Below are 14,101 nucleotides of genomic sequence, written 5' to 3' on the forward strand. Positions count from 1 at the left end.
GCGCGCGGTGAGAACCGCGCGCTGTTTGTCTGGAGTTTTAGTTTAACTTGTACTGAGGAAAACCTAATGTCCAAAATCGTTAAAGTCATCGGTCGTGAAATCATCGACTCCCGCGGTAACCCGACTGTTGAAGCCGAAGTTCATCTGGAAGGCGGTTTCGTTGGTCTGGCGGCTGCGCCGTCGGGTGCTTCTACCGGTTCCCGCGAAGCGCTGGAACTGCGTGACGGTGACAAGTCTCGTTTCCTGGGTAAAGGCGTACTGAAAGCCGTTGCTGCAGTAAACGGTCCGATTGCTCAGGCAGTACTGGGTAAAGATGCCAAAGACCAGGCGAACATCGACAAGATCATGATCGAGCTGGACGGCACCGAGAACAAATCCAACTTCGGCGCCAACGCCATTCTGGCGGTTTCCCTGGCAGCAGCGAAAGCGGCCGCAGCCTCTAAAGGCATGCCGCTGTACGAGCACATCGCTGAGCTGAACGGCACCCCAGGCAAATTCTCCATGCCACTGCCGATGATGAACATCATCAACGGCGGCGAGCACGCTGACAACAACGTCGACATTCAGGAATTCATGATTCAGCCGGTTGGCGCGAAAACCCTGAAAGAAGCGGTGCGCATCGGTTCTGAAGTGTTCCACCACCTGGCGAAAGTCCTGAAAGCCAAAGGCATGAACACCGCCGTGGGCGACGAAGGCGGCTACGCGCCAAACCTGGGCTCCAACGCCGAAGCGCTGGCTGTTATCGCTGAAGCGGTAAAAGCAGCGGGCTACGAGCTGGGCAAAGACGTCACTCTGGCGATGGACTGCGCGGCTTCCGAATTCTACAAAGACGGTAAGTATGTGCTGGCCGGCGAAGGCAACAAAGCCTTCACTTCCGAAGAGTTCACTCACTTCCTGGAAGAGCTGACCAAACAGTACCCAATCGTGTCTATCGAAGACGGCCTGGATGAATCCGACTGGGCGGGCTTCGCTTACCAGACCAAAGTACTGGGCGACAAAATCCAGCTGGTTGGCGACGATCTGTTCGTTACCAACACCAAGATCCTGAAAGAAGGCATCGAGAAAGGCATCGCTAACTCCATCCTGATCAAGTTCAACCAGATCGGTTCTCTGACCGAAACCCTGGCTGCTATCAAGATGGCGAAAGATGCCGGTTACACCGCGGTGATCTCTCACCGTTCCGGCGAAACCGAAGACGCGACCATCGCCGACCTGGCGGTAGGTACTGCGGCCGGCCAGATCAAAACCGGTTCCATGAGCCGTTCTGACCGCGTTGCCAAGTACAACCAACTGATCCGTATCGAAGAAGCGCTGGGCGACCGCGCACCGTTCAACGGCCTGAAAGAAGTTAAAGGTCAGTAAGTTCGACTGATTCGGTTGTAAAATAAAAACCCGCTGCGGCGGGTTTTTTTATGGCCGACGTTCGGCCAAAAGCGAGTAATAAAAAACCCGCCGCAGCGGGTTTCATCAGAAGCGAGCGTTACATCTGCTGCGTTGCCGCGCTCACCGGCGAGCCGCCGCCTTTCTTGCGCACCCACAGCCAGTAAGCCACGGTGAGGAGAGCGATCCACGCCAGCCCGACGTAAAGCGCGATGCGGCTCTCTTCGAAGTAACCGAGCAGGCCGATGACGAACACCATAAAGGCGGTCGCGAGCGCCGGCGCCACCGGCCACCACGGCACTGGGAAGCTCAGCTGACGGGTTTCTTCCGGCGACAGCGTGCGGCGCATGGCGACCTGCGACAGCAGAATCATCAGCCATACCCAGACGGTGGCGAAGGTGGCGATCGAGGCGATAATCATGAAGATCTTCTCCGGGATCAGGTAATTGAGCACCACCGCCAGCAGCAGGGCGACCGACATCACCAGCACTGTCATCCACGGCACGCCGCTGTTGGTCAGCTTGGAGAAGCTGCGCGGCGCCTGGCCGTCCTGCGCCATGCCGTACATCATGCGGCCGGCGCCGAAGATATCGCTGTTGATGGCCGAGATGGCGGCGGTGATCACCACCACGTTCAGCACGTTGGCGGCGGAGCTGATGCCGAGGTTACTGAAAATCTCAACGAACGGGCTGCCGTTCTGGCCGATGCTGTTCCACGGGTAGATTGCCATCAGCACCGTCAGCGTCAGCACGTAAAACAGCAGAATGCGCACCGGCACGGCGTTGATCGCTTTCGGCAGCACTTTGGCGGGGTCTTTCGCCTCGCTGGCGGTGATGCCGATGATTTCGATGCCGCCGAAGGCGAACATCACGACCGCTAGCGAAGCGACCACGCCGCCGATGCCGTTAGGCATAAAGCCGCCGTGCTGCCACAGGTTGCTGAGGCCGGTAGCGTGCTGGGTCTGGCCGAAGCCGAACAGCATCACCGCCGCGCCGCCGACGATCATCGCCACGATGGCGGCGACCTTGACCAACGACAGCCAGAATTCCATTTCACCGAACACTTTGACGCTGCACAGGTTGAGCGCGCCGATAAACAGAATGATGCTGAGCACCCAAACCCACTGGGCGACGTCCGGGAACCACAGCCCCATATAGATGCCGAAGGCGGTGACGTCCGCCAGGGCGACGATCACCATTTCAAAGGTGTAGGTCCAGCCGGTGAGGAACCCGGCCAGCGGGCCGAGGTAGTGGCTGGCGTAGTGGCCGAACGAGCCGGAAACCGGCTGATGTACCGCCATTTCACCCAGCGCGCGCATGACCATGAAGACCGCCGCGCCGCCCACCAGGTAGGCCAACAGCACCGCCGGGCCGGCCATCTGAATGGCGCCGGCGGAGCCGTAGAACAGGCCGGTGCCGATCGCCGAGCCGAGAGCCATGAAACGGATATGTCGCGCGTTTAGTCCGCGTCTGAGTTGTGTCGTTTCGTTACGCATGTTGTTTCCCGTTAAGTGTTTGCCGAACAGGCACGCGCTGCCCACACCGGGTGGAACGCACCCGGTGGGGCAGAATAAACTGCGTGATTCAGTGTGTGATGATTATGCCAGGCTAGGCAGCAGCGCCGCAGGCAGCAGCGATGTCAGGTGACCGGCCGCCAACAGCTGGCTGGCGGCTTCAATGTCGGGGGCGAAGAAACGATCCTTGTCGTAGAAACTGACATGCTCGCGCAGCAGACGGCGCGCCTGCTCCAGACCTTCCGAGGTCTTCAGGCCGTTGCGGAAATCCAGGCCCTGGCAGGCGGCCAGCCATTCGACTGCCAGAATGCCGCGCACGTTGTCCGCCATGCTCCACAGGCGACGACCGGCGGCCGGTGCCATGGAGACGTGGTCTTCCTGGTTGGCGGAGGTCGGGATGCTGTCGACGCTCGACGGGTGCGCCAGCGCTTTGTTCTCGCTGGCCAGCGCCGCAGCGGTGACCTGGGCGATCATGAAGCCGGAGTTCACGCCGCCGTTTTCCACCAGGAACGGTGGCAGCTGCGACATGTGTTTGTCCATCATCAGCGAGATGCGGCGCTCGGACAGCGAGCCGATTTCTGCGAACGCCAGCGCCAGGTTGTCGGCAGCCATCGCCACCGGTTCGGCGTGGAAGTTGCCGCCGGACAGCACGTCGCCTTGTTCGGCGAACACCAGCGGGTTATCGGAAACGGCGTTGGCTTCGATCTCCAACACCTCGGCGGCCTGGCGGATCTGCGTCAGGCAGGCGCCCATCACCTGCGGCTGACAGCGCAGGGAGTAAGGATCCTGCACTTTTTCACAGTTGCGGTGCGAGTCGGAGACTTCGCTGCGCTCACCGAGCAGATGGCGGTAGGCGAGGGCGGCGTCGATCTGGCCGCGCTGGCCGCGCACGTCGTGGATGCGTGCATCGAACGGGCTGCGGGAACCCAGCGCCGCTTCCACCGTCAGGCTGCCCGCCACGGTGGCGGCGGCAAACAGATCTTCCGCATCGAACAGGCCGCGCAGCGCGAAGGCGGCGGAGACCTGGGTGCCGTTCAACAGCGCCAGACCCTCTTTCGCCGCCAGCGTCAGCGGTTTCAGGCCGGCCTTGGCCAACGCTTCAGTCGCCGGCAGCCATTGGCCCTGATAGCGTGCCTGGCCTTCGCCCAGCAGCACCAGGCTCATGTGCGCCAGCGGTGCCAGGTCGCCGGAAGCGCCGACCGAGCCCTTCAGCGGGATATGCGGATAGACTTCGGCGTTGACCAGCGCGATCAGCGCCTGGATGACTTCCAGACGGATGCCGGAGAAGCCGCGCGACAGGCTATTGATCTTCAGCACCATGATCAGGCGCACCAGGTTGTCGTCGGTCGGCTCACCCACGCCGGCGGCGTGCGACAGCACGATCGAACGCTGCAGGTTTTCCAGATCGTCGCGGGCGATGCGCGTCGAAGCCAGCAGGCCGAACCCGGTGTTGATGCCGTAGGTGGTGCGGTTTTCTTCAACGATGCGTTCCACGCAGGCCACGCTCTGCTGGATTGGCGCGTAGGCGTTGTCGTCCAGCGTCAGGGTAACCGGATGTTGATAGACGTCGCGCAGTTGGGCCAGCGTCAGTTTGCCTGGGCGAATAGTCAGCGCTTTCATGCTTTTTCTCCTTGGGTCGCGGCAACCATTGGCAGATTCAGGCCTTGCTCGCGGGCGCAGTTGATGGCGATATCGTAACCGGCGTCGGCGTGACGCATGACCCCGGTGGCAGGGTCGTTGTGCAGAACGCGGGCGATGCGTTCGGCGGCTTCATCGGTGCCGTCGCAGACGATCACCATGCCGGAGTGTTGGGAGAAGCCCATGCCGACGCCGCCGCCGTGGTGCAGGGAAACCCAGGTTGCGCCGCTGGCGGTATTCAGCAGGGCGTTGAGCAGCGGCCAGTCGGAGACTGCGTCAGAGCCGTCTTTCATCGCTTCGGTTTCACGGTTCGGGCTGGAAACGGAGCCGGAATCCAGGTGGTCGCGGCCGATGACGATCGGGGCGGACAGTTCGCCGCGGCGCACCATCTCGTTGAACGCCAGGCCCAGCTTGGCGCGCTGGCCGAGGCCAACCCAGCAGATACGCGCCGGCAGGCCCTGGAAGCTGATGCGCTCGCGCGCCATGTCCAGCCAGCGGTGCAGGTGTTCGTCATCCGGGATCAGCTCTTTCACCATGGCGTCGGTTTTGTAGATGTCCTGCGGATCGCCGGACAGCGCCGCCCAGCGGAACGGCCCGATGCCGCGGCAGAACAGCGGACGAATATAGGCCGGTACGAAGCCCGGGAAGTCGAAAGCGTTGTCGACGCCGGTTTCTTTCGCCATCTGGCGGATGTTGTTGCCGTAGTCGAAGGTCGGCACGCCCATCTGCTGGAACGCCAACATGGCTTTTACGTGATCGGCCATCGACTGTTTGGCGGCGGCGACCACTTTAGCCGGCTCGGTCTGCGCGCGCTGGCGGTACTCTTCCCAGCTCCAGCCCTTCGGCAGGTAGCCGTTCAGCGGGTCGTGGGCGCTGGTCTGGTCGGTGACCATATCCGGGCGCACGCCGCGGCGTACCAGCTCCGGCAGAATTTCCGCCGCGTTGCCGCACAGGGCGATGGAGATGGCTTTGCCTTCGGCAGTGTATTTTTTGATGCGGGCCAGCGCGTCGTCCAGGTCTTTGGCCTGCTCATCGACGTAGCGGGTTTTCAGGCGGAAGTCGATGCGGCTCTGCTGGCATTCGATGTTCAGCGAGCAGGCGCCCGCCAGGGTCGCGGCCAGCGGCTGTGCGCCGCCCATGCCGCCCAGACCGGCAGTCAGCACCCAGCGGCCCTGCAGGCTGCCGTCGTAATGCTGGCGGCCCGCTTCGACGAAGGTTTCATAGGTGCCCTGGACGATGCCTTGGCTGCCGATGTAAATCCAGCTGCCGGCGGTCATCTGGCCGTACATGGCCAAGCCTTTGGCGTCCAGTTCGTTGAAGTGTTCCCAGGTCGCCCAGTGTGGCACCAGGTTAGAGTTGGCGATCAGCACGCGCGGCGCGTTGCTGTGGGTTTTGAAGACGCCGACCGGCTTACCGGACTGCACCAGCAGGGTTTCGTCTTCTTCCAGCGTTTTCAGGGTTTCGACGATCTTGTCGTAGCAATCCCAGTCGCGTGCGGCGCGGCCGATGCCACCGTACACCACCAGCTCGTGTGGGTTCTCCGCGACTTCAGGATCGAGGTTGTTCATCAGCATGCGTAACGGCGCTTCGGTCAGCCAGCTTTTTGCGTTTAATTGTGTGCCGCGTGGCGCGCGTACATCGACATTGCGAACTTTGTTATTTGTAGTCACAGCAGTTTCCTCAAACAGTATCGGTGCAGATTCCATGCCGCGGTGGGGATGAGTACCACGGCATAATAATGCGTAGGGCTTATTAACATATACTTGTATGTACAAGCATATGCAACACTGACCAGTTGCCGCTGAAAATCGGCATAAGAAAAAGTTATTTCCTTTTTATTTCAGATAAATAAATGATTTTTCATCGCCGCTGTCAGGCGAGAAACGCAGGAGAAAAGTGAGCTGAACGGCAAAAATGAATTAAAATTGACTCATTTTTGGGCGGCTAGTCACAATATTTTTACAGACTGATTACAGTTGCGGCGAGGGGGATAAACAAATCCTATCGCCGCGGGGGAAAGCCCGCCGGAGCGGGCTTCTTGCGGCTCAGGCGGCCGGTTGCAGCATCGGCTTGCGGCTCATCTTGCACACCGTGGCGATGGCGGCGATCAGTGCCGGTACGCACAGGAACATCAGGATGCTCTGCACTTCCCACTGCATCGCCAGCAGCTGGGCGCCCATCATGGTGCCGGCGACGCCGCCGAAGCGGCCGATGCCCTGCATCCAGGCGATGCCGGTGGCGCGGCTGTGGGTGGGGTAGAAGGTGGCCGCCAGCGTTTGCAGCCCGGACTGCGCGCCGTTCATGGTGACGCCCATCAGGAAGATGAAGGCGCCCAGCAATACGATCTGCTTGTCTTCAGTCGCCATCGCCACGATCAGCAGGGCGGTGACGACAAAGCCGCTCGAGACGACCTTGTGCGCATTCCAGCGATCCATCAGCCAGCCGGCCACCAGGATGCCGAGCGTGCCGCCGAAGGTGAACAGCGAGGTGAGCATCGCCGACTGTTCCAGCTGGTAACCCAGCCCCTGCATCAGGATTGGCATCCAGCTCAGCAACACATAGTAGATCACCAGCCCCATGAAGTAGGTCAGCCACAGCATCAGCGTGCCGAGCAGGTAAGGGCGGCTGAACAGCAGGCCGACACTGGTCTTGGCCTGCGTTAGCTTCTCTTCGTACAGGTAAAAACGCGTCACGCCGTCGAGGCTCTGGCTGACGAAGCGTTGCGCGATGCGCTTGATCTTCGCTGCATCCTGCCCGCGGTTGACCATATATTTGACCGATTCCGGCAGCAGCAGGATCAGCAAGACCGTCAACGCCAGCGGCGCAATGGCGCCGAGCAACAGCACGCTGTGCCAGCCGTAGCTCGGGATCAGCCACGATGAAATGGCACCGCCGCCGGCCGCGCCCAGCGGAAAGCCGCAGTACATGGTGTTGATCGCCAGCGAGCGGCAGCGCTGCGGCGCGTATTCGGAGATCAGCGTGATGGCGTTAGGCATCGCCGCCCCCAGCCCGAGGCCGGTGAGGAAACGCCACAGCGTCAGGCTATTGAGCGAGCCGGCGTAGGCGGTGGCCAGGCTCGACAGGCCGAAGAACAGGCAGGAAAACACCAGCACGCGCTTGCGGCCGATGCGGTCGGAGATTGGCCCGGCGATCAGCGCGCCGAGCGACAGCCCCAGCAGCGCGGCGCTCAGCACCGGCCCCAGATCCTGTTTGACGATGCCCCAGTCTTTGGCGACCGAGGGGGCGATATAACCCATGGCGGCGGTATCGAAACCGTCGATGGCGAGGATCAGGAACCCGAGAATGATCAGGGTCCAGTGAAACAGCGAAAACTTGCTGTCGTCGATGGCCTGTTGAATGTTCAACTCGCTGGTGGAATGAGTCATGGCACCCTCTAAACGCAGATGTAGTCGTGATGGATGGAACGTGGCCGAAACTGGCGCTCGGCTTGTGTTTGCTTGTCTATACATCTGCGCGTCGGCGCTTTATGTCAAATATAATTATCTTATTTGTTAACTGCGTGTTGTTTTTTGTGGAGCAGGTTGCACCGTAGATGAAATGGCAAATCCCGGTTAACAAATTAAATGAACGTCATTGACGGTGAGATATGCTGGCGGCGGTGCGGAGGATAAAATTTAATACAATTTTGGCCGTTTGGTCGCCGGGCCGGAATCTGCGATAATCACTTTTTACTTTTCCAGATTGAGAAACCGATGCAGTACCCGATCAATGAGATGTTCCAAACCTTGCAGGGCGAAGGCTTTTTTACCGGCGTTCCGGCCATTTTCATCCGCTTGCAGGGCTGCCCGGTAGGGTGCAGTTGGTGCGACACCAAACATACCTGGGAAAAGGAAGCCAATCGGGAAGTCGACCTGCAACGGATCCTGGTCAAAACAGAGGAAAGCGACGCCTGGGGCAATGCCAGCGCCGAGCAGCTGTTGGCGGTGATGCGTCAGCAGGGTTACACCGCGCGCCATGTGGTGATCACCGGCGGCGAACCCTGCATTTATGATCTGACGCCGCTGACCGAGCTGTTCGAACAGCACGGCTATGGCTGCCAGATTGAAACCAGCGGCACCCACGAGGTGCGCTGTTCCGCCAAAACCTGGGTGACGGTCTCGCCGAAGGTGAACATGCGCGGCGGCATGAAGGTGCTGGATCAGGCGCTGCGGCGCGCCGACGAGGTGAAGCATCCGGTGGCGCGCGAGCGCGACATCGAGGCGCTGGATACGCTGCTGGCGACGCTGCAGGATGACAAGGCGCGGATTATCGCGCTGCAGCCGATCAGCCAGAAAGAAGAGGCGACCCGCCTGTGCATCGAGACCTGCATCGCGCGCAACTGGCGGCTGTCGATGCAGACCCACAAGTATCTGAACATCGCCTAAAATTCAGGGCGCCGTTGCGGCGCCCTTTCTTTTAACCTTTATATACGCATCCCGCGGTACAGGTTTCTTTCACCATCACCGCAGTCAGTTCCGGCAACTGGGGCTTGAGCTGCTGCCAAATCCAGGCGGCGAGCACTTCGCTGGTGGGATTTTCCAATCCTGGAATATCGTTCAGATAATGGTGATCCAGCCGCTCCCAGATCGGGGAGAACACAGCCTTGAGCTCGGCGAAATCCATCACCCAACCGGTGTGGGGATCCACTTCACCGGTCACTTCCAGACGCACCATAAACGAATGCCCATGCAGGCGGCCGCATTTATGGCCCTCCGGCACGTGCGGCAAACGGTGTGCGGCTTCAAACTGAAAATCTTTAAACAGCGTGGTTGCCATTATTACGGCCTCATTGACTCAAAAACCGCCGCATAGTACCGGAAAGCGCGTCTGCTTGCCATTTATACCGTTATGGTCTACCGCCGCGGTAAACGCGCCGGGTTAACACTTTTTTTGTTTGGTGTTTGCGGCACCTATCGGCTGCGGTTATGAGCCGAAATGTTGAACGGTGAAAAAACGATGAAAAAAAGTGCTTTAATTTCATCTGGATAAAAAACTTTGTTTAACGGTTTAAGCGTTATCCCTTACCAGAAAAACAGCTTAGTCATTTTGGTTATGATTTATTGCTATCCCTTATTTAATCGTTGCTATTCTGCTCGGTAACCTTACAAACTCTCCTGATCTTTTCCGCACACCCGACGCAGCGAAGAGACAGCGACTGACACTGGCGCGCGCCTGGCAGGAAAGGCGCTAAGTATAGGAAATAAGTACAGCAATGACGACTCAGGCTCCTCCAACATCTTTGCTCCCGCTGACGCCCGAACAACTGGCGCGCCTGCAGGCGACGATCGGCGACTATTCGCCGACGCAGCTGGCGTGGTTGTCCGGCTATTTTTGGGGCATGGTCAATCAACAGCCAGGAGCCGTGGCCATTGCGCCTGTCGCCCCTGCGGCGGCCGCCGGCATCACCATCATTTCCGCCTCGCAGACCGGCAATGCGCGCCGCCTGGCGGAGCAGCTGCGCGACGATCTGCTGGCCGCCAATCTGAGCGCCACGCTGATCAGCGCCGGCGACTACAAGTTCAAGCAGATCGCGCAAGAGCGCCTGCTGGTGATCATCGCCTCCACGCAGGGGGAAGGCGAACCGGCGGAAGAAGCGGTGGCGCTGCATAAATTCCTGTTCTCGAAGAAGGCGCCGAAGCTCAATGACACCGCTTTTGCGGTGTTCGGCCTGGGCGACACCTCTTATGAGAATTTCTGCCAATCCGGTAAAGATTTCGACGGCAAGCTGGCCGAGCTGGGCGCCGAGCGCCTGGTGGAGCGCGTGGACGCCGACGTGGAATACCAGGAGCTGGCGGCCGCCTGGCGTAAACAGGTGGTGTCGGTGCTGAAGGCGCGCGCGCCGGCAGAAAACGCCGCGCCGGGCGTGTTGGCCAGCGGTGCGGTCGATCTGCTCGACAGCAGCCCGTACAGCAAGGAACAACCGCTCACTGCCCAATTGGCGGCAAAGCAGAAAATTACCGGCCGCGCGTCCGATAAAGACGTGCGTCATATCGAGATCGACCTGGGCGACGCCGGCCTGCGTTATCAGCCGGGCGATGCGCTCGGCGTGTGGTTCGACAACGATCCGGCGCTGGTGGACGAACTGGTGCAGCTGTTGTGGCTGAAAGGCGACGAACCGGTCGAAGTGGAAGGGCAGACCCTGCCGCTGGCGCAGGCGCTGCGCAGCCATTTTGAACTGACGCAGAACACTACGCCGATTGTCGATAAGTACGCCGCGCTGTCGCGCGATGAAACGCTGATCGCTCTGCTGGCGGATAAAGCCGCGCTGCAGCAGTACGCGCACAATACGCCGATCGTCGACATGGTGCGTCAGGCACCGGCGGATCTGAGCGCCGAACAGCTGGTCGGCCTGCTACGCCCGTTGACGCCGCGCCTGTACTCCATCGCCTCTTCGCAGGCGGAGAACGAAAGTGAAGTGCACATCACCGTGGGCGTGGTGCGTTACGACATCGACGGGCGCGCGCGCAGCGGCGGCGCCTCCGGCTTCCTGGCGGATCGCCTGGAGGAAGACGGCGACGTGCGGGTGTTTATCGAACACAACGACAACTTCCGCCTGCCGGCCAATCCGGAAACGCCAGTGATCATGATCGGCCCGGGCACCGGCATCGCGCCGTTCCGCGCCTTTATGCAGCAGCGCGACGCCGACGGCGCCGGCGGCAAGAACTGGCTGTTCTTCGGCAACCCGCACTTCACCGAAGATTTCCTGTATCAGGTCGAATGGCAGAGCTACGTGAAAGACGGCCTGCTGACCCGCATCGATCTGGCCTGGTCCCGCGACCAGCAACATAAAATATACGTACAAGACAAACTGCGCGAACAGGGCGCGGAAGTGTGGCGCTGGATTCAGGAAGGCGCACACATTTACGTCTGCGGCGATGCCAATCGCATGGCGAAAGACGTGGAAAACACATTACTGGAACTGGTGGCCGAGCACGGTGGCATGGATACCGAGCAGGCGGATGAATTTTTAAGTGAGCTGCGCCTTGAGCGCCGTTATCAGCGAGATGTTTACTGATGAGTGATAAACACCCCGGGCCTTTGGTAGTCGAAGGCAAACTGGCCGATGCGGAGCGCATGAAGAAGGAGAGCCACTTCCTGCGCGGCACCATCGCCGAAGATTTGAACGACGGCCTGACCGGCGGCTTCAACGGCGACAACTTCCTGCTGATCCGTTTTCACGGCATGTATCAGCAGGATGACCGCGACATTCGCGCCGAACGCGCCGAGCAGAAGCTGGAGCCGCGCCACGCCATGATGCTGCGCTGCCGCCTGCCGGGCGGCATCATCAGCCCGCAGCAGTGGCTGGGCATCGACAAGTTCGCGCAGGAGAGCACGCTGTACGGCAGCATTCGCATCACCAACCGCCAGACGTTCCAGTTTCACGGCATCCTGAAAGGCAACGTCAAACCGGTGCACCAGCTGCTGAATCGCCTGGGGCTGGACGCGCTGGCGACCGCCAACGATGTGAACCGCAACGTGCTGTGCACCTCCAACCCGGTGGAGTCCGAGCTGCATCAGGAAGCCTACGAGTGGGCGAAGAAGATCTCCGAACACCTGCTGCCGCGCACCCGCGCCTACGCAGAGGTATGGCTGGATCAGGAGAAGGTGGCCACCACCGACGAAGAGCCGATTCTGGGGCCGACCTACCTGCCGCGTAAGTTCAAAACCACGGTGGTGATCCCGCCGCAGAACGACGTCGATCTGCACGCCAACGACATGAACTTCGTGGCGATCGCCGAAAACGGCAAGCTGGTGGGCTTCAACCTGCTGGTGGGCGGCGGGTTGTCTATCGAGCACGGCAACAAGAAAACCTACGCGCGCCAGGCCAGCGAGTTCGGCTACATTCCGCTTGAGCATACGCTGGCGGTCGCGGAAGCAGTGGTAACCACGCAGCGCGACTGGGGCAACCGCACCGATCGCAAGAACGCCAAGACCAAATACACGCTGGAGCGCGTCGGGGTGGACGTTTTCCGCGCCGAAGTGGAAAAGCGCGCCGGCATTACCTTCGCACCGATCCGGCCGTATGAATTCACCGGCCGCGGCGATCGCATTGGTTGGGTGAAGGGCATCGACGATCGGTGGCACCTGACGCTGTTTATCGAGAACGGTCGCCTGCTGGACTATCCGGGGCGCCCGCTGAAGACCGGCATGGCGGAGATCGCCAAGATCCATAAAGGCGACTTCCGCCTGACGGCGAACCAAAACGTGATCATCGCCGGCGTGCCGGCCAGCGAGAAGGCGAAGATCGAAGCCCTGGCGCGCGATCATGGCCTGATCGACGATGAGATCAGCGAACAACGCAAGAATTCGATGGCCTGCGTGTCGTTCCCGACCTGCCCGCTGGCGATGGCGGAGGCCGAGCGCTTCCTGCCGCAGTTCGTCACCAAGGTGGAAGGGATCATGCATCGGCACGGGATGAGCGACGAGCATATCGTGCTGCGCATCACCGGCTGCCCGAATGGCTGCGGCCGCGCGCTGCTCGCGGAGTTGGGGCTGGTGGGCAAGGCGGTCGGCCGCTATAACCTGCATTTGGGCGGCAACCGCGAAGGCACGCGCATTCCGCGTATGTACCGTGAAAACATCAACGAAGACGAGATCCTCAGCGAGATCGACCTGCTGGTGGGGCGTTGGGCGAAGGAGCGCAACGCCGGCGAAGGCTTCGGCGACTTCACCATTCGCGCAGGCATCGTCAAACCGGTGCTGGATCCGGCGCGGGATTTCTGGGAGTGAGGCCGGGCGGCCCTTGGGCAGAGGGGCCGCACAGGTTATTTCAAGTAGCAGGGGAGACAACATGGCTGAATTCGATCTGGCGGCGCTGAATGCGTTGCCTAAATCCGGGCAGGCGCTGGCATTGGCGGTGGTCAACGGCCAACTGGAGACCTTCAGCGCCGAACAGCGCGTTGAATGGGCGCTGGAGCATCTGCCCGGCGAGTTCGTACTCTCGTCCAGTTTCGGCATCCAGGCGGCGGTGTGTCTGCACCTGGTGACGCGCATCCGGCCGGATATCCCGGTGATCCTGACCGACACCGGTTATCTGTTCCCGGAAACCTATCGCTTTATCGATCAATTGACCGACCAGCTGAAGCTGAATCTGCAGGTGTTCCGCGCCGAGCAGTCTCCCGCCTGGCAAGAGGCGCGCTACGGCAGGCTGTGGGAGCAGGGCGTGGAAGGGATTGAAAAGTACAACCAAATCAACAAGGTTGAGCCGATGAACCGCGCGCTGGAGACGCTGGGGGCGCAGAGCTGGTTTGCCGGCCTGCGGCGTGAGCAGTCCGGCAGCCGCGCCAATCTGCCGGTGCTGGCTGTACAGCGCGGGGTGTTCAAGATCCTGCCGATCATCGACTGGGACAACCGCAAGATTTACCAGTATCTGACCGAGCACGGGCTGGGCTACCACCCGCTGTGGGAGCAGGGCTACCTGTCGGTAGGCGATACCCACACCACCCAGAAGTGGGAACCGGGCATGAGCGAGGAAGAGACGCGTTTCTTCGGGTTGAAGCGCGAGTGCGGCCTGCACGAAGGCTAAACAAGGCGAATCACACGACAGGGCTCAGCAATGCTGGGCCCTGT

Annotated in this window: 10 protein-coding genes; 5 read left to right on the top strand and 5 right to left on the bottom strand. The window is 60.7% G+C overall.

The annotated features are described in order from the left end of the window. Positions 1-66: 66 nt before the first annotated feature. Positions 67-1,362 (top strand): phosphopyruvate hydratase, encoded by a 1,296-nt coding sequence (eno, locus tag BHU62_RS06690; RefSeq protein ID WP_004932670.1) that lies wholly within the window; start codon positions 67-69, stop codon positions 1,360-1,362. A 118-nt stretch (positions 1,363-1,480) separates the two neighbouring features. On the opposite strand, the gene BHU62_RS06695 is transcribed toward eno, so the two are convergent. From BHU62_RS06695 to BHU62_RS06710, 4 genes are all read right to left on the bottom strand, one after another. Further along, positions 1,481-2,875, bottom strand: coding sequence for an amino acid permease (locus BHU62_RS06695; protein ID WP_073530040.1), 1,395 nt, complete (start codon positions 2,873-2,875; stop codon positions 1,481-1,483). 102 nt (positions 2,876-2,977) lie between these two features. Next, a complete protein-coding gene (gene hutH / locus BHU62_RS06700; RefSeq protein WP_073530059.1) occupies positions 2,978-4,513 on the bottom strand; it encodes a histidine ammonia-lyase in 1,536 nt (511 codons plus the stop codon). Continuing rightward, positions 4,510-6,201: a urocanate hydratase gene (hutU, locus tag BHU62_RS06705; RefSeq protein WP_078062027.1), complete on the bottom strand. Its 1,692-nt coding sequence runs from the start codon at positions 6,199-6,201 to the stop codon at positions 4,510-4,512. The genes hutH and hutU overlap by 4 nt, the downstream gene beginning before the upstream one ends. Before the next feature lie 375 nt (positions 6,202-6,576). Beyond that, positions 6,577-7,917, bottom strand: a complete 1,341-nt coding sequence (locus BHU62_RS06710; RefSeq protein WP_073530075.1) for an MFS transporter — start codon at positions 7,915-7,917, stop codon at positions 6,577-6,579. Between the two features lie 327 nt (positions 7,918-8,244). Between BHU62_RS06710 and queE the strand changes: the two genes are divergently transcribed. Beyond that, entirely contained in the window at positions 8,245-8,916 is a 672-nt protein-coding gene (queE, locus tag BHU62_RS06715) for a 7-carboxy-7-deazaguanine synthase QueE (RefSeq protein ID WP_033649243.1), read from the top strand. A gap of 31 nt (positions 8,917-8,947) precedes the next feature. On the opposite strand, the gene queD is transcribed toward queE, so the two are convergent. Next, a complete protein-coding gene (gene queD / locus BHU62_RS06720; protein WP_004932638.1) occupies positions 8,948-9,307 on the bottom strand; it encodes a 6-carboxytetrahydropterin synthase QueD in 360 nt (119 codons plus the stop codon). A gap of 436 nt (positions 9,308-9,743) precedes the next feature. Between queD and cysJ the strand changes: the two genes are divergently transcribed. From cysJ to BHU62_RS06735, 3 genes are all read left to right on the top strand, one after another. Next, positions 9,744-11,546, top strand: a complete 1,803-nt coding sequence (gene cysJ / locus BHU62_RS06725; protein ID WP_073530077.1) for an NADPH-dependent assimilatory sulfite reductase flavoprotein subunit — start codon at positions 9,744-9,746, stop codon at positions 11,544-11,546. Then, entirely contained in the window at positions 11,546-13,261 is a 1,716-nt protein-coding gene (gene cysI, locus BHU62_RS06730; protein WP_073530079.1) for an assimilatory sulfite reductase (NADPH) hemoprotein subunit, read from the top strand. The genes cysJ and cysI overlap by 1 nt, the downstream gene beginning before the upstream one ends. Positions 13,262-13,322: 61 nt before the next feature. Further along, positions 13,323-14,057 (top strand): phosphoadenylyl-sulfate reductase, encoded by a 735-nt coding sequence (locus BHU62_RS06735; protein ID WP_073530111.1) that lies wholly within the window; start codon positions 13,323-13,325, stop codon positions 14,055-14,057. The last annotated feature ends 44 nt before the right edge of the window (positions 14,058-14,101 follow it).

The sequence above is a fragment of the Serratia marcescens genome, from assembly GCF_001902635.1.
In the GTDB taxonomy this organism is placed as follows: Bacteria; Pseudomonadota; Gammaproteobacteria; order Enterobacterales; family Enterobacteriaceae; genus Serratia; species Serratia marcescens_F.